At 67.1% G+C, this 25,067-nt stretch carries 25 protein-coding genes; 23 read left to right on the forward strand and 2 right to left on the reverse strand.

Going from position 1 to position 25,067, the window contains the following annotated elements; genetic code table 11:
- Nucleotides 1-17: 17 nt before the first annotated feature.
- From ABLE94_RS24855 to ABLE94_RS24905, 11 genes are all read left to right on the forward strand, one after another.
- On the forward strand, nucleotides 18-1,259 hold the full coding sequence (locus ABLE94_RS24855) for an MraY family glycosyltransferase (RefSeq protein ID WP_348810183.1): 1,242 nt from the start codon (nucleotides 18-20) through the stop codon (nucleotides 1,257-1,259).
- A gap of 316 nt (nucleotides 1,260-1,575) precedes the next feature.
- Nucleotides 1,576-1,992 (forward strand): hypothetical protein, encoded by a 417-nt coding sequence (locus ABLE94_RS24860; protein ID WP_348810184.1) that lies wholly within the window; start codon nucleotides 1,576-1,578, stop codon nucleotides 1,990-1,992.
- Entirely contained in the window at nucleotides 1,989-2,747 is a 759-nt protein-coding gene (atpB, locus tag ABLE94_RS24865) for a F0F1 ATP synthase subunit A (RefSeq protein WP_348810185.1), read from the forward strand. The genes ABLE94_RS24860 and atpB overlap by 4 nt, the downstream gene beginning before the upstream one ends.
- 134 nt (nucleotides 2,748-2,881) lie before the next feature.
- Nucleotides 2,882-3,148: a F0F1 ATP synthase subunit C gene (locus tag ABLE94_RS24870; protein WP_348810186.1), complete on the forward strand. Its 267-nt coding sequence runs from the start codon at nucleotides 2,882-2,884 to the stop codon at nucleotides 3,146-3,148.
- 58 nt (nucleotides 3,149-3,206) lie between these two features.
- The gene (locus tag ABLE94_RS24875; RefSeq protein ID WP_425476280.1) at nucleotides 3,207-3,716 is read left to right on the forward strand and encodes a F0F1 ATP synthase subunit B; all 510 of its coding nucleotides are present in this window, start codon (nucleotides 3,207-3,209) and stop codon (nucleotides 3,714-3,716) included.
- 1 nt (nucleotide 3,717) lies between these two features.
- Entirely contained in the window at nucleotides 3,718-5,067 is a 1,350-nt protein-coding gene (locus tag ABLE94_RS24880) for a F0F1 ATP synthase subunit B/delta (protein ID WP_348810187.1), read from the forward strand.
- Between the two features lie 78 nt (nucleotides 5,068-5,145).
- A complete protein-coding gene (atpA, locus tag ABLE94_RS24885; protein WP_348810188.1) occupies nucleotides 5,146-6,774 on the forward strand; it encodes a F0F1 ATP synthase subunit alpha in 1,629 nt (542 codons plus the stop codon).
- A gap of 56 nt (nucleotides 6,775-6,830) precedes the next feature.
- The gene (locus ABLE94_RS24890) at nucleotides 6,831-7,775 is read left to right on the forward strand and encodes a F0F1 ATP synthase subunit gamma (RefSeq protein WP_348810189.1); all 945 of its coding nucleotides are present in this window, start codon (nucleotides 6,831-6,833) and stop codon (nucleotides 7,773-7,775) included.
- A 59-nt stretch (nucleotides 7,776-7,834) separates the two neighbouring features.
- On the forward strand, nucleotides 7,835-9,283 hold the full coding sequence (gene atpD, locus ABLE94_RS24895) for a F0F1 ATP synthase subunit beta (RefSeq protein WP_348802451.1): 1,449 nt from the start codon (nucleotides 7,835-7,837) through the stop codon (nucleotides 9,281-9,283).
- A gap of 9 nt (nucleotides 9,284-9,292) precedes the next feature.
- The gene (locus tag ABLE94_RS24900; protein ID WP_348802449.1) at nucleotides 9,293-9,673 is read left to right on the forward strand and encodes a F0F1 ATP synthase subunit epsilon; all 381 of its coding nucleotides are present in this window, start codon (nucleotides 9,293-9,295) and stop codon (nucleotides 9,671-9,673) included.
- A 171-nt stretch (nucleotides 9,674-9,844) separates the two neighbouring features.
- Entirely contained in the window at nucleotides 9,845-10,294 is a 450-nt protein-coding gene (locus ABLE94_RS24905) for a DUF2550 domain-containing protein (RefSeq protein WP_348802448.1), read from the forward strand.
- A gap of 28 nt (nucleotides 10,295-10,322) precedes the next feature.
- On the opposite strand, the gene ABLE94_RS24910 is transcribed toward ABLE94_RS24905, so the two are convergent.
- Nucleotides 10,323-10,928 (reverse strand): cob(I)yrinic acid a,c-diamide adenosyltransferase, encoded by a 606-nt coding sequence (locus tag ABLE94_RS24910; protein ID WP_348802447.1) that lies wholly within the window; start codon nucleotides 10,926-10,928, stop codon nucleotides 10,323-10,325.
- A 56-nt stretch (nucleotides 10,929-10,984) separates the two neighbouring features.
- Between ABLE94_RS24910 and murA the strand changes: the two genes are divergently transcribed.
- From murA to ABLE94_RS24970, 12 genes are all read left to right on the forward strand, one after another.
- A complete protein-coding gene (murA, locus tag ABLE94_RS24915; protein ID WP_348802446.1) occupies nucleotides 10,985-12,241 on the forward strand; it encodes a UDP-N-acetylglucosamine 1-carboxyvinyltransferase in 1,257 nt (418 codons plus the stop codon).
- An 18-nt stretch (nucleotides 12,242-12,259) separates the two neighbouring features.
- Complete coding sequence (locus ABLE94_RS24920) at nucleotides 12,260-12,634, forward strand: ArsR/SmtB family transcription factor (RefSeq protein WP_348802445.1); 375 nt, start codon at nucleotides 12,260-12,262, stop codon at nucleotides 12,632-12,634.
- 176 nt (nucleotides 12,635-12,810) lie between these two features.
- Nucleotides 12,811-13,533, forward strand: coding sequence for an energy-coupling factor ABC transporter permease (locus ABLE94_RS24925; protein ID WP_348802444.1), 723 nt, complete (start codon nucleotides 12,811-12,813; stop codon nucleotides 13,531-13,533).
- Nucleotides 13,530-13,931 (forward strand): PDGLE domain-containing protein, encoded by a 402-nt coding sequence (locus tag ABLE94_RS24930; RefSeq protein WP_348802442.1) that lies wholly within the window; start codon nucleotides 13,530-13,532, stop codon nucleotides 13,929-13,931. Before ABLE94_RS24925 ends, ABLE94_RS24930 begins: the two co-directional genes overlap by 4 nt.
- Nucleotides 13,932-13,936: 5 nt before the next feature.
- Nucleotides 13,937-14,713 carry a cobalt ECF transporter T component CbiQ gene (cbiQ, locus tag ABLE94_RS24935; protein ID WP_348802441.1) on the forward strand — a complete coding sequence of 259 codons (777 nt, stop codon included), beginning with the start codon at nucleotides 13,937-13,939 and terminating at the stop codon, nucleotides 14,711-14,713.
- Complete coding sequence (locus ABLE94_RS24940) at nucleotides 14,710-15,558, forward strand: energy-coupling factor ABC transporter ATP-binding protein (RefSeq protein WP_348802440.1); 849 nt, start codon at nucleotides 14,710-14,712, stop codon at nucleotides 15,556-15,558. The genes cbiQ and ABLE94_RS24940 overlap by 4 nt, the downstream gene beginning before the upstream one ends.
- A 173-nt stretch (nucleotides 15,559-15,731) precedes the next feature.
- Nucleotides 15,732-17,024: an NDMA-dependent methanol dehydrogenase gene (gene mdo, locus ABLE94_RS24945; RefSeq protein WP_348802439.1), complete on the forward strand. Its 1,293-nt coding sequence runs from the start codon at nucleotides 15,732-15,734 to the stop codon at nucleotides 17,022-17,024.
- Nucleotides 17,025-17,237: 213 nt separating this feature from the next.
- Nucleotides 17,238-18,545: an AAA family ATPase gene (locus tag ABLE94_RS24950; RefSeq protein WP_348802438.1), complete on the forward strand. Its 1,308-nt coding sequence runs from the start codon at nucleotides 17,238-17,240 to the stop codon at nucleotides 18,543-18,545.
- Nucleotides 18,546-18,554: 9 nt separating this feature from the next.
- Nucleotides 18,555-20,081, forward strand: a complete 1,527-nt coding sequence (locus ABLE94_RS24955) for a VWA domain-containing protein (RefSeq protein ID WP_348802437.1) — start codon at nucleotides 18,555-18,557, stop codon at nucleotides 20,079-20,081.
- 65 nt (nucleotides 20,082-20,146) lie between these two features.
- The gene (locus tag ABLE94_RS24960) at nucleotides 20,147-21,340 is read left to right on the forward strand and encodes an iron-containing alcohol dehydrogenase (protein ID WP_348802436.1); all 1,194 of its coding nucleotides are present in this window, start codon (nucleotides 20,147-20,149) and stop codon (nucleotides 21,338-21,340) included.
- Between the two features lie 24 nt (nucleotides 21,341-21,364).
- Nucleotides 21,365-22,903 (forward strand): MadS family sensor histidine kinase, encoded by a 1,539-nt coding sequence (locus ABLE94_RS24965; RefSeq protein ID WP_348802435.1) that lies wholly within the window; start codon nucleotides 21,365-21,367, stop codon nucleotides 22,901-22,903.
- Nucleotides 22,900-23,559 (forward strand): MadR family response regulator transcription factor, encoded by a 660-nt coding sequence (locus tag ABLE94_RS24970; protein ID WP_348802434.1) that lies wholly within the window; start codon nucleotides 22,900-22,902, stop codon nucleotides 23,557-23,559. Before ABLE94_RS24965 ends, ABLE94_RS24970 begins: the two co-directional genes overlap by 4 nt.
- A gap of 63 nt (nucleotides 23,560-23,622) precedes the next feature.
- Here ABLE94_RS24970 and mftM read toward each other — a convergent pair whose 3' ends face one another.
- The gene (mftM, locus tag ABLE94_RS24975; RefSeq protein ID WP_348802433.1) at nucleotides 23,623-24,474 is read right to left on the reverse strand and encodes a mycofactocin oligosaccharide methyltransferase MftM; all 852 of its coding nucleotides are present in this window, start codon (nucleotides 24,472-24,474) and stop codon (nucleotides 23,623-23,625) included.
- Between the last annotated feature and the right edge of the window lie 593 nt (nucleotides 24,475-25,067).

Consider the following 25,067-nt stretch of genomic DNA (forward strand, 5'->3'; position numbering starts at 1 on the left):
GCGTCGAGCGTGCTGCGATGAGCGTGGACGGTACCGGTGTGACCACTGCGGCGTCGTGGGTTCTGGCGGCGCCTGGTGTCGGCGGCGGCGCGGGTGTGCCGTTCCGCGAGTTGCTGCTGGTCGGGCTGTCGGCCGCCGCGATCACCTATCTCATCACCTCCGCGGTGCGGGTGGTCGCGATCCGGGCCGGTGCGGTGGCGGTTCCGCGGGCGCGCGACGTTCACGTGATCCCGACACCGCGGCTGGGTGGACTGGGGATGTTCGCCGGGATCGTGGCGGCTGTCGCGTTGGCCGCGAACCTGCCCGCCCTCAACCGCGGATTCGCCTACACCAATGACATCGGTGCGGTGATCGCGGCGGGCGCGGTGATCGTCATCGTCGGTGCGATCGACGACCGGTGGGGCCTCGATGCGCTCACCAAATTCGTCGGCCAGCTGACCGCCGCGGGCGTCATGGTGGTGATGGGGGTGAGCTGGATTCAGATCCCGGTGCCGTTCGGGGGGATCGGGACCGTGGTGCTCGATCCGTTCCAGTCCGGTCTGCTGACCGTCGCCATCACCGTCACCACCATCAACGCGGTCAACTTCATCGACGGCCTCGACGGTCTGGCCGCCGGTCTGGGGCTGATCGCGGCGTCGGCGATCTGCCTGTTCGCGCTGGGACTGTTGGCCGATCGCGGGGGAGACGTCAGTTATTACCCGCCGGCGTTGATCTCGGTGGCGCTGGCGGGCGCGTGTCTCGGGTTCCTCCCGCACAATTTCTCGCCGGCCCGGATCTTCATGGGCGATTCGGGTGCGATGCTCATCGGTCTGATGCTCGCTGCGGCGGCCACCAGCGCATCCGGTCGTATCGCGGTCTACGCCTACGGCCCGGCCGACGTGGTGACCCTGCTGTTGCCGCTCATCCTGGTCGCCGCGATCATCTTCGTCCCGCTGTTGGACATGCTGATGGCGATCGTGCGCCGTACCCGGGCCGGCGTCGGTTTCTACACCCCGGACAAGATGCATCTGCATCATCGTCTGCTCGAACTCGGGCATTCCCAGCGCCGCGTGGCGGTGATCATCTACCTCTGGGTCGGTGTGCTGGCCTTCTCGGCGGCCGCGAGCACGGTCTTCCCGATGTCGGTGGTGGCGCCGGTGTTCGCCGGCGGGCTGGTGGTCGCGATGCTGGCCACGATGGCCCCGCGGTTGTCCCGGCGCTTCGCCGAACTCCGCACGGCTCACCACGGGCCGGTGGCGGGCTCGCGCCGCACCGACTGACCCCGTACCCGCCGAATGGCCAGGTGGGCGGTGACGCAGGGGCCAGGTAACCCAATGGTAAAGACCGTGTACTATGACCCGTAGTAGGCACGGGCGCAACGCGCCCGGATATCGGACAACCGTCCTCCCCGACGGCCCGACCGCCACACAACCAGACCCACCCACCCCCTGGTGGTGCAGGCCACGCGGCTTGATAGGGTCACTGCAAACGCGGAGCGTACGCTCGGCAGCTTTCGGCTGCGGAGGGTCACGCTCGATGCTGTCTGCCCCGGCTCGCACCGTCGAGCGGGGGTACGAGGAGAGATGAGGAGAGGCAATGACGACGTCTGCCCCTGATTCGGCTCCCGTGTATTACCCGGCTGCCCCGACGGGCCTCCTGCGACCGGGAATCATCTCGGCGGCACTCACCCTGATCGTCGCCGGGGCCTCGATCTACATGGGTCATCCGCTGTTCGCGGTGTTCTTCGCCGTCGGTGTCATCGCCGTGCTGGTCAACGCGAAAATGGTCACCCTCGCGGTCGCGCGGGTCGCCGCGGAAGCCGACCCCCGTAAGAAACTGTTGGCCGTGAATTCCGCGATGCGCCTCGGTGTGATCACCGTGCTCGCACTCGCGGCGGCCTTCCTGGTCCGGCCCGAAGGGCTGGGCGTGATGTTCGGACTCGCACTGGGCCAGGTCGTCCTGGTTCTCAACACCGTGATTCCGGTGATGAAAGGACTTCGTAAGCAGCTATGACCGCTCCGTCTGACACGCTGTACCTGGCTGAGGCCAAGATCGAGGTCGGCCACCATCAAGAGGTCGAGTGGCTGGGACTGACCTGGAACCTCGACACGATCATCTCCGCGTCGATCGCCGCGCTGATCGTCATCGCGATGGCCTTCTTCGTCAAGGCCAAGATGACCTCCAAGCGGCCGAACACCGTGCAGCTGTACTTCGAGGTCATCACCGTCCAGATGCGCAATCAGATCGAGAGCGCGATCGGCATGAAGATCGCCCCGTTCGTTCTGCCGCTGGCGGTCACGCTGTTCACCTACATCCTGATCGTGAACTGGTTCTCGGTTCTGCCGGTGCAGTACGGCACCGAATCGGGGGCCACCCACGAAGTGATCAAGCCGGCCTCGGGCGATGCGAACTTCACCTACGCCCTGGCGATCTTCGTCTTCTGCTGGTACCACGCCGCAGGCATGAAGCGCCGCGGACCGCTGCGCCACCTCGGCAAGCTCGTGAAGGGCCACGCCGCCGGACTCGCCCCGATCAACATCATCGAAGAGATCGCCAAGCCGCTCTCGCTGTCTCTCCGACTTTTCGGCAACCTGTTCGCCGGCGGCGTCATGGTTGCCCTGATCGCGCTGTTCCCGGCCTACATCATGTGGTTCCCGAACGCGATCTGGAAGTCGTTCGACCTGTTCATCGGCTTGATCCAGGCCTTCATCTTCGCCCTGCTGACCATCCTGTACTTCAGCCAGGCGATGGAGGATGACCACCACTAGTACGACCCGGTCGGTGCCGACCCGGCACCGACCACCCGAACCATCTCTTCCCACAAACGAAGGTCGGCCCCGCCGACCGGACCCACAGACCTGGCAACCAAGAGTGCCAGTTCCACCCGAAAGGAAAGATCTCAATGGATCCGAATCTGGTTAGCATGGGCGCATTGATCGGCGGCGGCCTCATCATGGGCGGCGGCGCGATCGGTGCCGGTATCGGTGACGGTATCGCCGGTTCCCAGCTCATCGCCGGCATCGCCCGGCAGCCGGAGGCCCAGGGCCGTCTGTTCACCCCGTTCTTCATCACCGTCGGTCTGGTCGAGGCCGCGTACTTCATCAACCTGGCCTTCATGGCGCTGTTCGTGTTCGCCAACCCGGCTCAGGTGTACGGCGCACCCTCCTGATTCAGGAAGTCCGCCCGACCACCTCAGAAGTTCGTTAGTCCGATAGGGGACACCCATCATGATGAGTCTCGCCGCAGAAGAAGAAGCCGGGACGTCCAACTTCCTCATCCCGAACGGCACGTTGATCGCGTGCCTGCTGATCTTCGTCGTCGTGCTGATCGTCATCCGCACCTTCGTCGTACCGCCGATCCTCAAGGTGCTCGACGAGCGCGATGCCCGTGTGGCCAAGACGGTCGACGACAACAAGGCCGCGGCGGCGAGCTACGCGGACGCCGACCGTGAGTACGCGGCTCGTCTGAAGGATGCTCGTGGCGACGCCACGGGTATCCGGGACGAGGCGCGGGCCAAGGGCAACGAGCACGTGTCCGCGGCCAAGAGCAAGGCCACCGAGGAGGCCGATGCCGCTCTGGCGAAGATCTCGGCAGATCTGAAGGTGGAGGCGGACAAGGCGGTCACCACCGCCAAGCAGGACGTGAGTCGGCTGTCGGCGACGCTGGCCAGCCGCGTCCTGGGAACCGATGTCGCCCCGGCCGATGCAGGGGCCAAGCAGACAGAGACGGTGAACTAGCGTGGATATCTTCATCGGACAGCTCGTCGGCTTTCTGGTCATCGTCGGCATCTTCGTCAAGTGGGTGCTGCCCCCGCTGAAGAAGGCGGTGCTCTCCCAGAAGGACGCGATCAGCCAGCAGCTCGTCGACAGTGACGAGGCCAAGGCGCGTGCCGAGGATGCCCGGGTCGCACATGACCGGGCCATCGAGAGGGCGGACGCCGAGGCCAAGGAACTGCACGCCGGAGCACTGCAGGACGCGGAGTCCATCGAGTCCGACCTCAAGGCCTACGCCGATTCCGAGGTCCGGCGGATCTCCGAGCACGGCACGAACCAGGCCGAGCTGGCCCGGACCAGCCTGGTCCGTCAGCTGCGGTCCGAACTGGGCCTCAGCGCGGTCGACGGGGCGGGCGACATCGTCCGCAAGCATCTGGCCACCGCGGACAACCAGACCGCCACCATCGACCGGGTGATCGACGAACTCGAGCAGATGGCGAGCAAGGATTCGAGCTCGGCGGTGCCGCCGAGTTCGGAGTTGATCGGCCTGCATTCGCTGCATGCCACCAGCCGCGACGCCGCCCGCACCATCGCCCACGAATTCGACTCGGCCGCAGCCGATCTCGACTCGGCGGCGTTGACGTCGGCGTCGGAGGACCTGTACCAGGTCATCAGCTTCCTGCTCAAGAACCCGGTGCTGCGCAAGAAGCTCACCGAGGACGAGGAGAACCCCGAGGGCAAGAAGCAGCTGGTGCACACCCTGCTCGACGGCAAGGTCGCGCCGATCGTGGTCGACACCGTCGCCACCGCTGCCGCGCAGCGCTGGTCGCAGAGCGTGGATCTCCTCACCGCGCTGCGTCGCCAGAACGCGCTCATCGTGCTGACCTCGGCGGAGCGCGAGGGCACGATCGAGCAGACCGAGGACGAACTGTTCCGCATCGGCCGACTGCTCGACGCCAACCCGGAACTCGCCTCGCTGCTCGCCGATTTCCAGCGTCCGGTGCCCGGCCGGGTGGAGCTGTTGCGCTCGCTCGTCGGTGGACAGGTCAACGAGCACACGTGGTACCTGCTCTCGCACGGCATCGCCCTGCTGCACGGTCAGCCGGCCGAGAACGCGGTCGCGCACCTGGCCGAACTGGCCGCGGCGCGACGCGGTGAGACCGTGGCGCATGTGATCTCGGCGGTCGAGCTCACCGACGCACAGAACGATCGGTTGGCCTCGGTGCTGGGGTCGATCTACGACCGCACGATCTCGGTGCAGACCGAGGTCGACGAATCGATCATCGGCGGCCTGCGGGTGGGCGTCGGCGACGAAGTGATCGAGGCCGACATCGCCACCCGGTTGGCGAAGGCGGCCGAGACCCTGCCGCGCTGATCCGCTGCGCAGCCGACAACTCCATCACCCATCACCGAAGAACCACTTGCCCGGACTGAGTAAGAAAGACGAGAACCCATGGCCGAGTTGACGATCTCAGCAGACGAGATCAAGGGAGCGATCGAGCAGTACGTCTCGTCGTTCGACGCCGAAGCCTCGCGCGACGAGGTCGGCATCATCACCGATACCGCGGACGGCATCGCCCACGTCAGTGGCCTGCCCAGCGCGATGGCCAACGAGCTGCTGCAGTTCCCCGGCGGCGTGCTCGGTGTGGCACTGAACCTCGACGAGGACGAGATCGGCGCGGTCATCCTCGGTGACTACGAGAGCCTGGAAGAGGGCCAGCAGGTCAGCCGTACCGGCGAGGTCCTCTCGGTTCCCGTCGGTGACAAGTTCCTCGGCCGCGTCGTCGACCCGCTCGGCGCCCCGATCGACGGCCTCGGCGACATCGAGGCGCAGGACCAGCGCGTGCTGGAGCTGCAGGCGGCCACCGTGCTCGAGCGTCAGCCGGTCGAGGAATCCCTCGCCACCGGCATCAAGGCCATCGACGCCATGACCGCCATCGGCCGTGGTCAGCGTCAGCTGGTCATCGGCGACCGCAAGACCGGCAAGACCGCGGTGTGCGTCGACGCCATCCTGAACCAGAAGGCCAACTGGGAATCCGGCGACGAGAACAAGCAGGTCCGCTGCATCTACGTCGCGATCGGCCAGAAGGGTTCGACCATCGCGGGCGTCAAGACCGCTCTGGAAGAGGCCGGCGCGATGGAGTACACCACCATCGTCGCCGCTCCCGCGTCCGACTCGGCCGGATTCAAGTGGCTGGCACCGTACACCGGCTCGGCCATCGGTCAGCACTGGATGTACGAGGGCAAGCACGTCCTGATCGTGTTCGACGACCTGACCAAGCAGGCCGAGGCCTACCGCGCCATCTCGCTGCTGCTGCGTCGCCCGCCGGGCCGCGAGGCCTACCCCGGCGACGTCTTCTACCTGCACTCGCGTCTGCTGGAGCGTTGTGCGAAGCTCTCCGACGCGATGGGCGGCGGCTCGATGACCGGTCTGCCGATCATCGAGACCAAGGCCAACGACGTCTCGGCGTTCATCCCGACCAACGTCATCTCGATCACCGACGGCCAGGTCTTCCTCGAGTCCGACCTGTTCAACAAGGGTGTGCGTCCGGCCATCAACGTCGGTACCTCGGTGTCGCGCGTCGGTGGTGCCGCCCAGACCAAGGGCCTCAAGAAGGTGTCCGGTTCGCTGCGTCTGGAACTCGCACAGTTCCGTGAGCTCGAGGCGTTCTCCGCCTTCGCCTCCGACCTCGACGACGCGTCGAAGGCGCAGCTCGAGCGCGGTGCCCGCTGGGTCGAGATGCTCAAGCAGGACCAGTACAGCCCCTACTCGGTCGAGGACGAGATCGTCTCGATCTACCTCTGCGGTGAGGGCCACTACGACTCGGTCCCGGTCGACGACATCCGCAACTTCGAGACCCAGCTGCTCAGCCACCTGCACCACAACGCGACCGGTGTCTACGACTCCATCGCCGGTGGCAAGGTGCTCTCCGACGACGAGGCCGAGGCACTGGTCGCCGAGACCAACAAGTTCAAGAACAGCTACCTCACCCACGACGGCAAGCGCGTCGTGAACGAGGCCGAGGCGACCGCGATGGATTCCGAGGACGTCGAACAAGAAGCGATCAAGATCCGCAAGTGATCTTCTTCAGCAGACGAGTGACGTCAATCGACGTGTCAAGGAAGGGGTGAGATCTCGTGGCCAGCATTCGTGAGCTGCGTTCACGCATCCGGTCGGTTCAGTCGACCAAGAAGATCACCAAGGCGCAGGAACTGATCGCCACCTCCCGCATCACCAAGGCGCAGGCCCGGGTTGCGGCTGCCAAGCCGTACGCCTCGGAGATGACCAAGGTGCTCTCCGAGCTGGCGAGCAGCGCGGGATCGCTGGATCATCCGTTGCTGCAGGAGCGGGAGAATCCGAAGCGTGCCGGCGTCCTGGTGATCACCAGTGACCGCGGTATGTGCGGTGGGTACAACGCCAACGTGCTGCGGGCCACCCGTGAACTCCTCGCGCTGCTGCGCGAGGAGGGCAAGGAGCCCGTGCTGTTCATCATGGGACAGAAGGGCGTCGGCTTCTTCACCTTCCGTGGTGCGGAGTACTCGGATGCCTGGACCGGCTTCTCGCAGGCGCCGGAGTACGCCGACGCGGCGCAGCCCAGCAAGTTCCTGGTCGATCTCTTCCTCGCCGGTTCCGGTGTGGAGGTCGAGCGTCCGGACGGCACCGGCTCGGTCGAGGGCGTCGACGAACTGCACTTGGTGTACACCCGGTTCGTGTCGATGCTGACCCAGGCCCCCGAGGTCCGTCGGATGGCCCCGCTGGTGGTCACCGAGGACGAGGTCGACGCGAGCGACGCGGAGGCCGGAAGCGTCACCTCCGAGTCGCGGAACTACACGTTCGAGCCGAGTGCCGAAGGCCTCCTCGAGACGCTGTTACCGCGCTATATCGCCACCCGTGTGTATGCGGCGCTGCTGGATTCCTCGGCGTCGGAGTCGGCTGCTCGGCGTACCGCAATGAAGGCGGCCACCGACAACGCCGAGGAGCTGTCGAAGAACCTCTCCCGTGAGGCCAATCAGCTCCGCCAGGCCCAGATCACCCAGGAGATCAGCGAGATCGTCGGCGGCTCCAGCGCCCTCGCGACCTAGACCGTCGGCCTCGCCCCTTCGCGAAACTTTCGATCCAAAGAGGAAGTGACCCACTCATCATGACCGCAGTAGCAGAAACCCCGACCTCGGGGAAGTCGGGGTCCGCCGACGGGCGGATCGTCCGCATCATCGGCCCCGTGGTCGACGTCGAGTTCCCGCGGGGCTCGATCCCAGACCTGTTCAACGCCCTCCACGCGGACGTGACCCTGGAGGCGGTGGCCAAGACCCTCACCCTCGAGGTCGCCCAGCACCTCGGTGACAATCTGGTCCGCACCATCTCCATGCAGCCCACCGACGGCCTCGTCCGCGGCGCGACCGTCAGCGACACCGGATACCCGATCCGCGTGCCCGTCGGCGACGTCGTCAAGGGCCACGTGTTCAACGCGCTCGGCGACTGCCTCGACAGCCCGGGCCTGGGCCGCGACGGCGAGCAGTGGGGCATCCACCGCAAGCCCCCGGCCTTCGACGAACTCGAGGGAAAGACCGAGATCCTCGAGACCGGCATCAAGGTCATCGACCTGCTGACCCCGTATGTCAAGGGCGGCAAGATCGGCCTGTTCGGTGGTGCCGGTGTCGGCAAGACCGTTCTGATCCAGGAGATGATCACCCGTATCGCCCGCGAGTTCTCGGGCACCTCGGTGTTCGCCGGCGTCGGTGAGCGTACCCGCGAGGGCACCGACCTCCACCTCGAGATGGAGGAGATGGGCGTTCTCCAGGACACCGCCCTGGTGTTCGGTCAGATGGACGAGCCGCCGGGCACCCGTATGCGCGTGGCCCTGTCGGCGCTGACGATGGCGGAGTACTTCCGCGACGTCAAGCACCAGGACGTGCTGCTGTTCATCGACAACATCTTCCGGTTCACCCAGGCCGGGTCCGAGGTCTCCACCCTGCTCGGCCGCATGCCGTCCGCAGTGGGTTACCAGCCGACGCTGGCCGACGAGATGGGCGAGCTGCAGGAGCGCATCACCTCGACCAAGGGTCGTTCGATCACGTCGCTGCAGGCCATCTACGTGCCCGCCGACGACTACACCGACCCGGCGCCGGCCACCACCTTCGCCCACCTCGATGCCACCACCGAGCTCTCGCGTCCGATCTCGCAGCTGGGTATCTACCCGGCCGTGGACCCGCTGACCTCGACCTCGCGCATCCTGGAGGCCTCGATCGTCGGTGACGAGCACTTCCGCGTCGCCAACGAGGTCAAGCGCATCCTGCAGAAGTACAAGGAACTGCAGGACATCATCGCCATCCTCGGTATGGACGAACTGTCCGAAGAGGACAAAGTGACGGTGCAGCGTGCCCGTCGTATCCAGAAGTTCCTCGGACAGAACTTCCTCGTCGCCGAGAAGTTCACCGGTCAGAAGGGCTCGGTCGTGCCGCTCGCCGACACCGTCGAGGCGTTTGACCGCGTGTGCAAGGGCGAGTTCGATCACCTGCCCGAGCAGGCCTTCAACAGCTGCGGTGGACTCGACGACGTGGAGGCCGCCGCGGCCAAGATCGCCGGAAAGTAGCGGAGCGACATGGCTGACAAGTCCTTCCACGTCGAGGTGGTCTCCGCCGACGCAGAGCTCTACTCCGGTGAGGCGACCTTTGTGATCGCCCAGACCACCGTGGGTGAACTCGGTGTGCTGGCGAATCACGAACCGCTGCTCGGCGAGTTGGTGCCCGGCGGGTTCGTGGTGATCGTCGAGGAGAGCGGCGACCGCAAGGCCGCGGCGATCGAGGGTGGTTTCCTCTCGGTCACCGGTGAGTCGGTGACGATCCTCGCCGAGTCGGCCGCATGGGCCGACGACGTCGATGTCGCCGCCGAAAAGGCGGCCCTCGAGGCCGCCGAGCCCGGCAGCGCGGAGTACAACCACGCGCACGCCCGCCTCACCGCGGCCGAGCATCTGGTCAAGTAGCCACGCGACCTACATTCCGTCAGTGTTCACACGACCGGCCACCCCGACCAGGGTGGCCGGTCGTGTCTTCGGGCCGGATGGCATGCTGGGGGTGCGCCCCGGGCGATCGCAGCCACGTCCCAGCCCGACGAGATCGCCGATGACGGGGCCGAACCGAGGAGGTGCACCCGGGTGACGGAGCTCGTCGTCGTGGTGATCCTGAGCATTGCGCTGCTCAGTGCCCTCGCCCTGTGCGGCTTGCTGGCCTACCGCGTGGGTCAGTTGCGCCGCGGGGGTACCCCGGTGCTGCTGCGTGAACTGCCCGCCGCGGTCGACGAGGGGTGGCGGCACGGCACCGTCCACTACAGCGACGAGGCGTTGCGGTATTTCCGTCTGTCATCGCTACGGCCCGGTCCGTCGCGGACGCTGCCGCGTCGCTCCATCGAGATCGCCGGCCGGCGGCGCGCGGTGGGTACCGAGCAGGACATTCTCGCCGACATGATCATCCTCCGCGTCCACCAGGCGGTCGGCGCCGGCGACGGCCGCGACTACGAGATCGCCTTGGACGCCGGCGGGGTCACCGCCTTCCAGTCGTGGCTGGAGTCACGACGTCCCTCACGCGCACAGCGCCGCAGCGCCTGAGCGCATCCTCGGCCGAGGAGCTCGAGTCTCAGGAGCTCGTGGGCCGGGACCGCTGCCCGCCGGGCACCCACTTCACGTCGCCGTCGCCATGCGGTGGTCGGTTGGCCACGCGCGACAGGATGAACAACAGATCCGAGAGCCGGTTGAGGTATTTCGCCGGCAACACCGACGTCGCGTCCGGGTCGGCCGCCACCGCGGACCACGCGGAACGTTCGGCCCGCCGGGTGACCGTCCGGGCCTGATGCAGCAGCGCCGACAGCGGTGTGCCGCCGGGTAGGATGAACGAATCCAGCGACGGCAGATCCTCCCCGAAGGCGTCGCACCAGTGCTCCAGCGCGTCGATGTAGTCCTGCTCGATACGCAGCGGCGGATACTTCGGATCGTCGACGACGGGCGTGGACAGGTCCGCCCCGGCGTCGAACAGATCGTTCTGGACGGTCCGTAGCACCTCGGCGATCTCCTCGGGTACCGCACCGCCCACGGCGAGGGCGACCCCGATCGCCGCGTTCGCCTCGTCGCAATCGGCGTAGGCGATCACCCGTGGATCGGTCTTGGACACCCGGGAGAAGTCGCTGAGCCCGGTGGTCCCGTCGTCGCCGGTACGGGTGTAGATGCGGGTGAGGTGCACGGCCATACGTCAAAATCTAGCGCTCCGCGGGATCGCACCGTGCGACCGATAAGCTGTCTGTCGTGAGTGATCGCTTTCTGGTGACCGGGGGAGCCCGGCTGAGTGGCGAGGTCTCGGTCGGTGGAGCGAAGAACAGTGTGCTCAAACTGATGGCGGCCGCGTTGCTCGCCGAGGGCACCACCACCCTGACCAATTCGCCCGAGATCGCCGACGTCCCGCTGATGGCGGATGTGCTGCGTGGCCTCGGGGCGAGTGTCTCGATCGACGGTGACACCGTGATCATCGATGCACCGGCCGAACCGAAGTACCACGCCGATTTCGACGCGGTGAAGCAGTTCCGTGCATCGGTGTGCGTGTTGGGGCCGCTGATGGCGAGGTGCCGCCGCGCCGTCGTCGCGCTGCCCGGCGGAGACGCCATCGGGTCCCGCCCCCTCGACATGCATCAGGCCGGTCTGCGCGCGCTCGGGGCGCACAGTTCCATCGAACACGGCTGCGTGGTCGCCGAGGCCGACGCACTCATCGGGGCGCCGGTCGCGCTGGAGTTCCCCTCGGTGGGCGCCACCGAGAACATCCTGATGGCCGCGGTCCTGGCCGACGGACAGACCACCATCGACAACGCCGCACGCGAGCCGGAGATCGTCGACCTGTGTGTGATGCTGCAGCAGATGGGTGCGCGGATCGAGGGCGCGGGTACCTCCACCCTCACCGTGACCGGCGTCGAGCGACTGCACCCGGCCACCCATCGGGTCATCGGTGACCGGATCGTCGGCGCCACCTGGGGGATCGCGGCCGCCATGACACGGGGAGACGTCACGGTACGGGGCGTCGCGCCGGCGCACCTGCAACTGGTCCTCAACAAGCTCGTCGACACCGGGGCCCGGGTCGACACGATGGTCGACGGCTTCCGCGTCCGTCACGACGGCCGGCCCGCGGCGGTGAACGTGTCCACCTTGCCGTTCCCCGGATTCCCCACCGATCTGCAGCCGATGGCGATCGGTCTGGCGGCCATCGCCGACGGGATGTCGGTGATCACCGAGAACGTGTTCGAGGCCCGCTTCCGCTTCGTCGAGGAGATGGTGCGTCTGGGAGCCGACGCCCGCACCGACGGCCATCACGCCGTCATCCGGGGTATCGAGCGGCTCTCCAGCGCACCCGTGTGGTGCTCCGACATCCGGGCGGGCGCGGGCCTGGTGCTGGCCGGTCTGGTCGCCGACGGGGTGACCGAGGTCCACGACATCGAGCACATCGACCGCGGATACCCGCAGTTCGAGGAGAACCTCACCCGGCTGGGCGGGATCATCGAGCGGGTACGGGGCTGAACCGTGGACGGTGGCGACATGGACGGTGGCACACACACTCATCCGCATCCGGCCGATGAGGGAGATACGGCACATCACGCGCCCGGGGGGCAGCAAGGGCACGGGGCCGGTGACGTCGACATCGCGGCCTGGACCTCCCGCTTCGACCTGCTCTCCGATCCGCACCGGCTGGAGATCCTGCTGGTGCTGCACCGCAAGCCCGGGATCTTCGTCGGCGACATCGCGACGGAGGTGGGCCGCACCGAAACCGCGGTGTCGCAAGCACTTCGGGTGTTACGTCATCAAGGGTGGGTGACCTCCACCCGGGTGGGCCGCTCGGTGAGCTACCGACTCGAGGACGAGACGGTCCATCGGCTTCTGCATTGGATCGGTGCGCGGCATCTCGATTCGTGACGGGTCGTCGAGGGTGGGGCTCGGTGATGTGGGCAGGGTCACTCCTGACCGTTCGGATAGTCTGTGCACCTCGTTATCTGAATAAGTAGACAGATGTCGGGGCGGGTCTTAACGTTCCTCCTATCGCGCGCCGGTATGCCGGTGCACGCTCAGCGATACGAAAGGGACACCGCTCAATGTCCACCACCCCGTCCACGATGAACCTCGCCATGCATATGAGCGACGGCATCATCAACGCGCAGACCTCGATCCTGTTCGGCGCCATCGCCATTGCCGGCCTCGGCTTCTGCGCCTGGCGTGCCCGCACCGATCTCGACGAGAAGACCGTGCCGATGGCCGGTCTGGTCGCCGCCTTCATCTTCGCGGTCCAGATGATCAACTTCCCGATCCTGCCGGGGGTGAGTGGGCACCTCCTCGGTGGTGCGCTGGCCGCCATCCTGGTCGGGCCGTACACCGGGGCCCTGTGTATCGCCATCGTGCTGGTGGTCCAATGCCTGCTCTTCGCCGACGGCGGGGTCACCGCGCTCGGCGCCAACATCACCAACATGGCACTGATCTCCACCTTCGCCGGATACGGCGTGGCGGTGATCCTGTACCGGGTCATCGCGGCGAGGTCACGCTCCATCGGCGGCCTCGGGATCGTGGCCTTCGTGTCCGCACTGTGTGGAACCGTGTGCGCGGCAACCGGATTCGTCGTCGAGTATGCGATCGGTGGAGCCGCGTCGACATCCTTGGGCACGGTGGCGGTCTACATGTGGGGCACGCACGTGCTCATCGGGATCGGGGAGGGTCTGATCACCGCCGCCACCGTCATGGCGGTCGCCCGGGCGCGCCCGGACCTGGTCTACCTGCTACGCCGCAACCCGGCACCCGCACAAGCGATCGGAGTCCCGGCATGAGCACCACATCGTCGACCGAGCGCACCCACGCCCCACGGGTGCGGCGCCGCACGTTCCTCATCGCCTTCGGGGTGGTGGCGCTGATCATCGCCGGCATCGTGTCCTATGTGGCCAGCTCCTCACCCGACGGACTCGACTCGGCCACCCAGCAGGGATGCCAGACCGTCGAGGTCAACGGCTCCGAGGAGCTCACCGGGACCTGCATCGCCCAGCATGCGACCGACCACGCCATGGCGTCGTCGCCGCTGGCCGACTACTCGTTCCGCGGAATCGAATACACCAACGGCATCGCCGGCGTGATCGGGGTGCTGGTCACGCTCGCCATCGCGGGCGGCCTGTTCTGGCTGATCGCGCGCCGCCGCAGCGGTGATGCGGCCACCACCACGTCCGGGGACTGAGCACCATGGGTGCCGGTCATGCCCATCCGCTCTACCGCGCCGGTGACTCGTGCGTGCACCGCGCACCCGCCGAGGTGAAGATCGTCTGCCTGGTGATCTTCGTCTTCGCGGTCGTGGCCACACCCCGCGAGATGTTCTGGCCCTACCTGGGTTTCGCGCTCATCCTGGGTGCCGTCTGGGCGCTCGCGCGGATACCACCGCTGTGGATTCTGCCGCGCATGCTGATCGAGGCGCCGTTCGTGATCCTGGCGGTGTTGCTGCCGTTCTCCGCCGGGCCCGACCGGGTGGAGTTCCTCGGGATGTCGCTGTCGGTGACGGGGCTGTACGCGGGCTGGGGCATCCTCATCAAGGGCACGCTCGGAGTGGCGGCGTCGCTGACCTTCGCCGCGACGACCGAGGCCCGTGCACTCCCCGTCGCACTGACCCGGCTGGGTGTCCCGGCGACCATCACGCCGATCTTCGTGATGATGCTGCGCTACGTCGACCTGCTCTCGGCGGAGATCAGGCGGATGCAGATCGCCCGCTCCGCGCGCGGCGATTCACCCCGGCTGATCCATCAGGCGGGGGCGATCGCCAAGGGGGTGGGCGCGCTGTTCCTGCGGTCCTACGAACGCGGTGAGCGGGTGCATCTGGCGATGATGTCGCGCGGATTCACCGGTACGATCCCGGAGATGCCCGGCGTGGCGACCGCACCACGCGCGACACCCGCCCAGTGGGCGGCGATCGTCACACCGGCGATCGCGGCCGTCGCGGTCGCCGTCACCGCCTGGGGGATGAGATGAGACGTCAACTACCACAGCATGTCAGCCCGCCGGACTCCTCGGTACCGGGGGCGCCGGCCGTCGAGGTCCGGGGTCTGTCCTTCGCCTACCCGGACGGTCACGTCGCGATCGACGGCATCGACCTCGTGGTGGCCGAAGGCGAACGCGTCGCGCTGCTCGGCCCCAACGGCGCCGGCAAGACCACCCTGATGCTGCAACTCAACGGGGTGCTGCTGCCCACCGCCGGGGAGGTGGCCATCCACGGCATCCCGGTGGCGAAGAACTCGCTGCGCGAGGTGCGCCGGCGCGTCGGACTGGTGTTCCAGGACCCCGACGATCAGCTGTTCATGCCGACCCTGGTCGAGGACGTCGCGTTCGGCCCGGCCAACTTCGGGGTGACCGGCGATGAGCTGAAACGGCGCGTCGACGAGGCGCTGGCCGCGGTGTCGATGACCGAACACGCCGGGCGCAGTCCACATCACCTCTCCGGTGGCCAGCGGCGACGCGGTGCGCTCGCCAGCGTCTTGTCCTGTCGCCCAGACGTTCTCGTCCTCGACGAACCGTCGGCGAATCTGGATCCGGTGGCGCGCCGGGACCTCGCCGACACCTTGCTGCGCCTGCGGACGACGATGCTCGTGGTCACCCACGATCTGCTGTATGCGGCTCAGCTGTGCGATCGTGCGGTGGTCATCGACGCCGGTCGCGTGGTCGCCGACGGCCCGGTCGACGACATCCTCGCCGACGAGGCGTTGCTCGCCGCGCACCGGCTCGAGTTGCCGTGGGGATTCGACATCGACGCCGTCCGGCGGGCACGTGGCGGCGGCGTCCGGAGTTCGTCGGCCGCCTCGCCCTGTCCGAACGGATAGTCGGCCACCTGGCCGTCGGGTGACCCCGACCTGACCAAGGTGGGTTCCGATGATTCTCCAGGGACGGTTTGTGCCGCAACACCTTCCACCCCTTCCTGTGACGCGCGTAACGTCGCCGTTGCTCACAGTCGGCGTCACGCGGTGTGCGCCGACGACGAAGGAGGTCAGGTCACATGCAGGTAGATGAGCTACTCAAGCCGTTTCCCATCAAGGAGTTCCACCCGTTCCCCCGTGCCATGATGGGCCCGGGCGCACACGAGATGATCGGTCCCGAGGCCCTCAAACTCGGATTCAAGAAGACCCTCATCATGACCACCGGTCTGCGCGGCAGCGACACCGTGCACAAGATCGTCGAGTCGTGCAAGTACCACGGCCTCGAGGTCGTGCTCTACGACAAGGTCGAGTCCAATCCCAAGGACTACAACGTCATGGACGCGGTGTCGTTGTACAACTCGGAGAAGTGCGACTCGTTCATCTCGATCGGTGGCGGCTCGGCACATGACGCCTGCAAGGGCGCGCGCATCTCGGTCGCCCACGACGGCCGCAGCGTCAACGAGTTCGAGGGCTTCAACAAGAGCGAAAACCCCAAGAACCCACCGCATATCGCCGTGTCGACCACGGCCGGTACCGGCTCGGAGACCTCCTGGGCCTACGTCATCACCGACACCACCACCGACCCCGACAAGCCGCACAAGTACGTCGCCTTCGACGACGCCGCGGTGACGACGCTGGCCATCGACGACCCGGTGCTGTACTACGACTGCCCGGTCGCCTACACCGCGCAGTGCGGATTCGACGTCCTGGCGCACGCGTCGGAGCCCTACGTCTCGCGGCTGAACTTCCCGCCGTCGATGGGTAACGCCCTCTACGCGGTGAAGATGACCGCGGAGAACCTGCGTGAGGCCACCTGGAACGGTGTCGACCTCAAGGGTCGCGAAGGCATGATGTACGCGCAATACATTGCGGCACAGGCCTTCAACTCGGGTGGACTGGGAATCATCCATTCCATCAGCCACGCGGTGTCGGCGTTCTTCGACACCCACCACGGCCTGAACAACGCGATCGCACTGCCGCGTGTGTGGGCGTTCAACATGCCGGTCATGTACGAGCGCTACGCCGACATGGCGCAGGCCATGGGCGTCGACACCCACGGGATGACCAAGGTCCAGGCCGCCGATGCGGCCCTCGAAGCCGCCATCCGGCTGCTGCGTGACGTGGGCATCGTCGAGCGCTTCGCCGACGTCAAGAAGGACTCGTACCCCAAGAACCGCCTCGGCGAGGGGCCGACGAAGTTCTACGAGAACCGCAAGGAGATCACCACCGACGCGGCCACCATCGACGCGCTGACCAACCACGTCCTCGGCGACGCGTGCACCCCGGGTAACCCCAAGGAGTGCACCTTCGAGACCGTGCGTCCGGTCGTCGAGCACTGCGTGAACGGAAGCCTGGACGAGCTGCTCCCGTAGCAGCCGGTCCACCCCGACCGGGGTGTGGGGAACCGCATGCCCCCGAAGTCCGCGGTTCCCCACATCCCACTCACTCCGGTGGTCACCTCGAGCGTTCGGCGTGGTGACCTCCGGAGTGAACAAGCCCACCGGCCCCGGTCCACGCATTGCCGCCCCGCGTCGCCGCCCCCACGCCCTCGTCGAGGCGCGTACACCTTCTCAGGAGAGCTTCGTATGTCCACCTCCTTCGTCACCACCGACGACCCGACAGGCTCCGCGGCCGGAGCGCAATCATCGTCGGCGTCAACCGAATCCGGCGACAGCGCCGCGACGGAGAACTCCGCGGTGACCTTCCGCGACGTCGACGACGTGACCCGGCGGTTCGCCGACGCAGGATACCTCGCCGATCAGCGACTGGCGACGACGGTGTTCCTGCAGAACCGACTCGGCAAGCCGGTGCTGCTGGAAGGCCCTGCGGGCGTGGGCAAGACACAGCTCGCCAAGACCCTCGCGGAGGTGACCGGCCGAGATCTGTTGCGGCTGCAGTGCTATGAGGGGCAGGACGAGACCACCGCCCTCTACGAATGGGACTACGGCAAGCAACTCCTCTACACGCAGGTGCTCAAGGAGAAGATCTCCCAGGTCGTCGCCGACGCCGACACCCTCTCGGAGGCCGTCGACCGCATCGGTGCCGAGGAGAGTGTGTTCTTCTCCGAACGATTCCTGGCCCCGCGTCCACTGCTCGAGGCGGTGCGCAGCGAACGTCCGGTCGTGTTGCTGATCGACGAGGTCGACCGCGCCGACGAGGCACTCGAGGCGGTGTTGCTGGAATTGCTCGCCGAGTATCAGGTATCGGTCCCCGAGATCGGAACCTTCGTCGCCACCCATCAGCCGATGATCGTGTTGACCTCCAACAACACCCGCGACCTGTCTGCCGCGCTGAAGCGCCGCTGCCTGCACCTGTCGCTCGACTATCCGGATGCCGCACGGGAATTGGAGATCATCAAGTCCAAGAACACCGGGCTGGCCGACACCCTGGCCGCCAAACTGGTGGAGATCGTCCGCGGGCTGCGTGATCTGGATCTGCGCAAGGCGCCCAGCATCTCCGAGGCCATCGACTGGGCGCGCACCCTCGCCGTGCTCGGCGCGGACGAACTGTCCGCCGACATCCTCGGTCAAACCGCGAATGTGGTGGTCAAGTACGACCGCGATCTCACCCGTGCCCTCGATGCTCTGCCGCGGCTGGTCGATCCGAACGCCGAGGTGCCCGATCATCTGCATTCGCATGATCACGGCCATGGGCATTCACATGGACACGGCCATTCCCACGGGCATGACCATGACCACGATCACGATCATGACGATCACAGCGGACCGGCGCGTCGCGCGGAGAAGGACAAGCCCGGCCGGCACGCGGATGAGTACTACGGATCGCCGGGCGCGAAGAGCGATGCCGGCACCCGGTCCGTCAGCGCCACCCAGGGCAGTCGCTCCTTCACCCGTCCGCCGTCCGGCGGCAGTGGCCGCAAGCGTCCGTTCTAGGAGCCGGGGATGGAAGGAGCGGTCCACCGGTTCGTCCGGTTGTTGCGCCTGCACGGTGTGCGGATCGGCGTGTCGGAGGCCATGGATGCCATGTCCGCCGTCGGCACCGCCGAGATCCTCGCCGACCGTGAACTGATGCGGTCGGCGATGGAGGCGTGCCTGATCAAGGACCGCCGCGACGAGCAGACATTCCACGAGGTGTTCGACAGGTTCTTCTCGCTGAGGCCGGTGCTGGACACCGGTGACGGACACGGTCATTCACACACCCACGACGATCTGTCCGACACCGGCGAGCTGGCCGATTACACCCTGTCCGACGAGGTGAGCAACACCCCGCAGCAGGGGCACAGTCACGGCCCGCCGTCCGACATCCGGGAGTATTTCGATCCCGAGGATCTCGCCGAGCAGTACAACCTGCATCAGGAGGCCAACAAACTCGACATGGCCTCGCTGACCGACGAGATCGTGCTGTCGGCGGACTCGGTACCCAATTCCGAGCAGGCCGCGCGGGTGCAGTTGACGGTGTCGCGGTTGCACAATCCCGGCAGGCCGGGGGAGTTGGTCACCGACAACGCAACGCGGCTGGACGCGGAGTTGTCGGTGGCGCAGGAGATGGCGTTGCTGGACTGGCTCGACGACGCCGACGGATTGGCGGGACCACAGCCCGATCGCGAGGAGATCGCACGTCTGCGCAGTGCGCTGGCCGGGCTGCTCGACGGTCTGCCCGAGAAGCTGCGCGATCACCTCGAACAGTTGATGGCCACCGATCACGAGATCGAGGAACGCGAGATCAAGGCGTCGGTGCGCGAGGCCATTCACGAACACGAACGGGCCAGTCTCGAGGAATCCATCCGGCGGCTGATCCGCAGTCTGCACGGCGCGCCACGGGCACGTCGCAAGCTCGCCGCCCGCGGCACGGTCGACGCCGCACGCACGATGCGGGCCAACCTCCGCTACGACGGTGTCCCGTTCCGGCCGATCACGGTGGCCAAGGTGGAGGATCGTCCGTCACTGCTCATCCTCGCCGACGTCTCGTTGTCGGTGCGCAGCGCGGCGCGGTTCACACTGCAGTTGGTGCATGGTCTGCAGAGCATGGTCGCCCATGTGCGCTCGTTCGCGTTCGTCTCCGACCTCGTCGAGATCACCGATCTGTTCGCCGAGCATCCGCCGGAGGAGGCGCTGTCGTTGGTGGTCTCGGGTCTGCCGGCCGGCGGGGTGCTCGACACCGACGCCGACTCCGACTACGGCACCGCCCTGCAGACCTTCCTCGACGACTTCGGTGGTGCGATCACGCGACGGACGACGGTGATCGTGCTCGGCGACGGTCGCAACAACGGCCGCGAACCCAATCTCGAGGCGTTCGAGGAGATCACCCGCCGGGCTCGGGAAACCATCTGGATCACCCCCGAACCCAAGTACTCCTGGGGGCTGGGAGCCTGTGACCTCCCCGGGTACGCGACCTTCTGCGATCGGGTCCACGTCGTCCACGATCTGGCGGCGCTCGAGCAGGTCTCCGTGGACGCATATGCGACGTGAGTGTCGGTGGCGCCACGTAGGATTTTCGTCATCTGTCCCCGCGTGACGAGGTGGTGATCGCGAGAATGCGCGCCGACACTGGTGAGCGCCGTGCCGTCACCTCCCGACCGACGATGCCGGTGGCCAAGTTCCACACCCCCGAGATCATCATCGGGCCGGGATCGCTCGATGAGATCCCTACGGCGGCAGCGGGTCTGGGAATGCGCCGATTGATGATCGTCTCCGACCGGAACCTGGTCGCCACCCCCTGGTATCCGCGGCTGGCGCAGCGGCTGCGGGCGGCGGACCTGCGGGTCAGCTCGTTCACCGACGTGTCGGCCAATCCGCGGGCGCCGGAGATCTCGCTCGGATTCGAGCACTACGAGCAGACCCGCTCCGAAGGGATCATCGCGTTGGGCGGGGGATCGGTCATCGACGCGGCGAAGGGCATCGCGATCCTGGCGGCCAACGGCGGCCACATCCTGTCCTACGAGGGCATCGACCGGGCGCGTTTTCCGCTGCCGCCGCTTGTCGCGGCGCCCACCACCGCGGGCAGTGGGTCGGACGTGTCGCAGTTCTGCATCATCAACGACGTCGAACGCATGACCAAGGTGACGATCATCGGCCGGGCGCTGGTTCCGGACGTCTCGGTGATCGACCCGAATCCGTTGGCGACCCTGCCTCCGGAGGTGGCCGGCCAGTCGGGGATGGACGCGATCACCCACTGCATCGAGGCCTATGCGTCCATCGCGCACACCCGTCTCACCGACCGGTCCGCGCGCAGTGCGATCGCGACGGCCTGGCGGTCCATCGAGCGGTTCGTCGACGATCCGGGCGATCCGGACGCGGGCCTGGAGATGGCCTATGCGGCGTTGGAGGCCGGAATGGCGTTCACCAACGCGATTCTCGGCGCCACCCATGCGATGAGCCATCCCGTCGGCGGGTTGGTCGATGCGCCGCACGGCGCGATCAACGCGGTGTTGTTACCCCACGTCATCCGGTTCAACGCCGAGGCCGACCCGACCCCGTTCGTCGAACTCGCCGAGACCGTCGGCGTCGGGGTGTCGTCGTCACCGGCGGTCACGGCGGAGCGATTCGCCGATGCGGTGGCCGCCCTGTCCGCACGGGTCGGCATGCCGGCGCGGCTGTCGGAGTTCGGGGTGCGTGCCGAGGACATCGGCGCGCTGACCCGCAACGCTCTCGCCGACGCCTGCATGAAGACCAACCCGCGCCGGCCCAGCGCCGCCGACGTGGCACGCATCTACTCCGAGGCATTGTGAGCGGGCAACCATGAGCGAGACACCATGAGCGCGCTTCCCGATGCCGATGGCTCCGCCCGGTCCGGTGCGCGCAACCCCGAGGGGCGTGGCGGCACCCGGGACATCGCAGGCGGTCCGGCCGTGGAGATCGACTCGCTGATCGGCCTGCATTCGGTCAAGGGTTCGCACTATGCGCAGTATCGCGGCGTCGAGGAACGCCTCGGCCGGGTGGTCGGTGCGCTCGACCGCATCTCCCGGGCGCTCGTGCAGACGGGCGAGGGACCGGAGAATCTGGTGCTGTCGGTCGTTCGCGCCGTCGCCGAGCACCTCGAGGCCGACTGGGTCGTCTTCGCGCTCTGCGACGGGGAACTCGACCGGACCGGTCCCCGGCATCTGATGATGTCGGCCGACGGCACCATCTACGCCTTCGAGGGCGTGCAGATGGCACGCACACCGAGCCACCTGCCAGACGAGGTCCTCAACCGGCTCAACGACATCCTGCGCAACCAGCTCGGCGAGCTCGTCCGCCCGATCGTCGACGACCACCACCTGCATCTGCCCGTCCATCTCGACGGTCGCGTGGTCGGCGGACTGTCGGCGTGGACACCGCCGAGCCACGTCGTCGACTCCGCCGACCTGGTGGTGATGCGGATCCTGGCCCGCCAGGCCGTCGTCGCGTTGCTCAACGCCGCACTGCTGCAGGAGAGTCGCCACCAGCTCGCGCGTGCGGAGGACGCCTACGCCAAGGCCCGTGAGCAGGCCACCGACCTCGCGGTGCAGAACGTCGAATTGCAACGCACCCAACGTGAGTTGTCGGCGGTGATGCGTCAGCGGCTCGTCACCGAGGAACGTGAGCGGATCGCGCGGGAGCTCCACGACTCGGTGACGCAATCGGTGTTGTCGGCGGGCGTGCAGATCGAGGTGTGCCGGATGGACTCCGACCCGGAGACCTCCGCGCGTCTGGAGATGGCGGGGACCCTCACCCGAAACGCGGTGGAACAACTACGGTCGGTGATCTATGCACTCAATCAGTCACCGTCGGTGGACGGACTGAGTCTGGGCGAGGTGCTGGACGAACTGTGCTCCATGCACATGCCCGCCGACCTCGAGACCGATGTCCGGGTGGTCGGCAAACCGCGGGATCTTCCCGATGATCTGCAGCACGCCATTCTGCGGATCGCCGGCGAGGCGTTGTTCAACACGGCGGTGCACGCCGAGGCGACCGCCGCCCGGGTGGTCCTCAGCTACGGCGAGCGCGAGGTGGGTCTCACAGTGGACGACGACGGCAACGGCGATCCCGGGCACATGCGACGGGTGTTGCGTGCTGCCATGCTCGGTGATCTCGCCGGCCGCCATCGCGGGCTGGCGAACATGTCGACGCGCGCCCACGATCTCGGCGGTGAGCTGAGGATTCGGCGCTCGCGCCTGGGTGGGGTGCGGATCGCGGTGGAGATACCCGACGGGGATACCGGACAGCGGGGGGACGGACAGCGGGATAAGGGACAGCGGGGTAAGGCACGAGTCGAGGCCGCCACGCGGTCCGCCGGAGACGCGCCCAGGGTGGCACAGGAGGTCAGTCGATGAACAACCCGGAGATCGCGACGAAGCCGGTCCGCACGATGCTGGTCGACGACCACGCGCTGCTGCGTGCCGGGATCCGATCCCTGCTCGAACGAGAGCAGTCGATTTCGGTTGTGGGCGAGGCGGATTCCTTTGATCAGGCATTGGCGGAGGTGGCGCGGTCGACCCCCGACGTGGTGGTGGTCGACCTCAAGCTCACCGCCGGCACCGAATACGAGGGGTTGCGGCTGATCACCGAGATCGCCGCCCGACATCCCGAGGTCGCGTCGCTGGTGCTCACGACATTCCTCGACGACGACCTGGTGGTCCGCGCGGTCAAGGCCGGGGCACGCGGCTACGTCGTCAAGGACGTCGACACCACCGAGTTGGTGCGGGCGATTCAGGCGGTGTCGGGGGGTGGTAGCGCATTCGATCCCCGCAGCGCGGCCATCGTCCTGCGGACGGTGTCCGGGGACGGTGGGAGTTCGGAGACCCTCACCGAACGTGAACGCGAGGTCCTGCGCCTTCTCGCCGACGGGATGAGCAACAAGCGGATCGGTCAGACGCTGTTCATCTCCGAATCCACGGTGAAGTTCCACATCCGCAACATCATCCGCAAGCTCGGGGTGACCAAACGGACCGACGCGGTGTACATCGCCAGCAAGCGCGGGCTGATCTGAGCGGTTCCCGTATCCGACGCCCCTCGCCGCCCGCGGGGCGAACCTGCCGCGAGCGCGAGTCGGCTAGCGGGGATGCGGTGTGAGCACCAGCCATCCGCCGTGGTCGTCGAAGATCTCGGCCCCGGCGTGGTCGGCCGCGTCGGCCCAGGACCGCAGGTTGTCCTGCGACAGGGTGCTCAGATGTCCGAAGTGCTCGCTCGGGTGCTCCTCATAGGGAATCGCGATCACCACGCGACGCCGTGCGACGCGCAACGCTTCGCCGATCGCGGCGTGGACGTCCTCATCGTCGAGGTGCTCGAGCAGGTGGATGAGCGTGACCGTGTCGACCGAGCCGTCGGCGAGGTCGAGGCGGGTGGCGTCGCCGACCGCCGCGTCGACGGGGGTGCGCCGTCGGCGCCCGGCCGCGGTGAGCAGGGCGATCGCGCCGGCGGAGATGTCGCGAGCCGACACCGTCAGACCGTCGTCGGCGCACTGCAGTGCCAGAAACCCGAAGCACGAACCCACTTCCAGAACGCTGGAACCGCTGATCAGCGAACGTGCGCGGCGATGGACGGGTGCGAATGCGGCGGTGCCGTCGCCGAGTGCGCGCAACGAGTTGTCGTAGAACGCGGCCCACGCCTGCGCCGGGTCTTCTGAGCTGGTCTGGATGAGCCCGGTCGCGGACTCCTCGAACTCCCATTGCCCGTGGATTGCGCCGGCATCGACGAGGGCGACCAACGCGGAGACCATGGCGTCGTCGGAGATGTCGGCCGTGGTGAAGGTGTGGACGAGCTCGAGGGACTCGCCACCGACGACGTCGTGGTCGCGCCAACTGACGCGGCCCACCGCCTCCATGCCATCCGGCAGCGTGGCCGCGTGGCGCACCGAGATCCGTCGATCGGTCGGGAGGCCGGCGCTGATGGTCGGGGCGATCATGTCATACACGCTATGACCTGCGACTTCGTCGGGGAACTGTCCGGTTGGACGGGCCTGCTGAACCAACGGACAGGACCTCCGACGGTCCGGCGTGGCCCAGATCACGCATCGCGACATCGACGGTTTCGCCGGATCCGGCGGTGCCGTCGATGAGCGACGATGCCTGTGAGCTGGGCAAACGGGTCATCGCGGCGGCCGCGACCAGGCGATTTGATTCCTGATGCTCCGGTGCGTAACTTATTCGAAGTCAGCGCGCCGCGGCACCGCCCCGGAGGGCCCGAGAGGGATTCCCCAGGGGAGAGGAAACCGGGCCTGCGCAGACCGCCCCCGAGAAATCGATGCGGCACAGTCGTGTGCCGCGACGATCAACGGGAATGCCGGACCTTCCGATCGGATCACAACCCAAGGGTTGCGAACGGGAAGTAGGCCTGGTACTCTGGAAGAGTTGCTCCGGAAGGGGTTAACATTCTGGAAACAGAACAAGCTCATCGGAGTTCGCCCTGTGTGGGTGGTGTTGGTGGGTGTGTGTTCTTTGAGAACTCGATAGTGTGTTGGTGGATTGTTTGATGCCATTTTTTTGAATGGCATGTGAA

The sequence above is a fragment of the Gordonia sp. VNK1 genome (genome assembly GCF_040049135.1).
Classification (GTDB): domain Bacteria; phylum Actinomycetota; class Actinomycetes; order Mycobacteriales; family Mycobacteriaceae; genus Gordonia; species Gordonia oleivorans.

What these genes read in the sequence shown, in the direction of transcription:
- ABLE94_RS24855 (WP_348810183.1), top strand. Translation starts at nt 18, where the DNA reads ATGAGCGTGGACGGTACCGGTGTGACCACTGCGGCGTCGTGGGTTCTG.
- ABLE94_RS24860 (WP_348810184.1), top strand. Translation starts at nt 1,576, where the DNA reads ATGACGACGTCTGCCCCTGATTCGGCTCCCGTGTATTACCCGGCTGCC.
- atpB (WP_348810185.1), top strand. Translation starts at nt 1,989, where the DNA reads ATGACCGCTCCGTCTGACACGCTGTACCTGGCTGAGGCCAAGATCGAG.
- ABLE94_RS24870 (WP_348810186.1), top strand. Translation starts at nt 2,882, where the DNA reads ATGGATCCGAATCTGGTTAGCATGGGCGCATTGATCGGCGGCGGCCTC.
- ABLE94_RS24875 (WP_425476280.1), top strand. Translation starts at nt 3,207, where the DNA reads ATGATGAGTCTCGCCGCAGAAGAAGAAGCCGGGACGTCCAACTTCCTC.
- atpA (WP_348810188.1), top strand. Translation starts at nt 5,146, where the DNA reads ATGGCCGAGTTGACGATCTCAGCAGACGAGATCAAGGGAGCGATCGAG.
- atpD (WP_348802451.1), top strand. Translation starts at nt 7,835, where the DNA reads ATGACCGCAGTAGCAGAAACCCCGACCTCGGGGAAGTCGGGGTCCGCC.
- ABLE94_RS24900 (WP_348802449.1), top strand. Translation starts at nt 9,293, where the DNA reads ATGGCTGACAAGTCCTTCCACGTCGAGGTGGTCTCCGCCGACGCAGAG.
- ABLE94_RS24910 (WP_348802447.1), bottom strand. Translation starts at nt 10,928, where the DNA reads ATGGCCGTGCACCTCACCCGCATCTACACCCGTACCGGCGACGACGGG.
- ABLE94_RS24920 (WP_348802445.1), top strand. Translation starts at nt 12,260, where the DNA reads ATGGACGGTGGCACACACACTCATCCGCATCCGGCCGATGAGGGAGAT.
- ABLE94_RS24925 (WP_348802444.1), top strand. Translation starts at nt 12,811, where the DNA reads ATGTCCACCACCCCGTCCACGATGAACCTCGCCATGCATATGAGCGAC.
- ABLE94_RS24930 (WP_348802442.1), top strand. Translation starts at nt 13,530, where the DNA reads ATGAGCACCACATCGTCGACCGAGCGCACCCACGCCCCACGGGTGCGG.
- cbiQ (WP_348802441.1), top strand. Translation starts at nt 13,937, where the DNA reads ATGGGTGCCGGTCATGCCCATCCGCTCTACCGCGCCGGTGACTCGTGC.
- ABLE94_RS24940 (WP_348802440.1), top strand. Translation starts at nt 14,710, where the DNA reads ATGAGACGTCAACTACCACAGCATGTCAGCCCGCCGGACTCCTCGGTA.
- mdo (WP_348802439.1), top strand. Translation starts at nt 15,732, where the DNA reads ATGCAGGTAGATGAGCTACTCAAGCCGTTTCCCATCAAGGAGTTCCAC.
- ABLE94_RS24950 (WP_348802438.1), top strand. Translation starts at nt 17,238, where the DNA reads ATGTCCACCTCCTTCGTCACCACCGACGACCCGACAGGCTCCGCGGCC.
- ABLE94_RS24955 (WP_348802437.1), top strand. Translation starts at nt 18,555, where the DNA reads ATGGAAGGAGCGGTCCACCGGTTCGTCCGGTTGTTGCGCCTGCACGGT.
- ABLE94_RS24960 (WP_348802436.1), top strand. Translation starts at nt 20,147, where the DNA reads ATGCGCGCCGACACTGGTGAGCGCCGTGCCGTCACCTCCCGACCGACG.
- ABLE94_RS24965 (WP_348802435.1), top strand. Translation starts at nt 21,365, where the DNA reads ATGAGCGCGCTTCCCGATGCCGATGGCTCCGCCCGGTCCGGTGCGCGC.
- ABLE94_RS24970 (WP_348802434.1), top strand. Translation starts at nt 22,900, where the DNA reads ATGAACAACCCGGAGATCGCGACGAAGCCGGTCCGCACGATGCTGGTC.
- mftM (WP_348802433.1), bottom strand. Translation starts at nt 24,474, where the DNA reads ATGATCGCCCCGACCATCAGCGCCGGCCTCCCGACCGATCGACGGATC.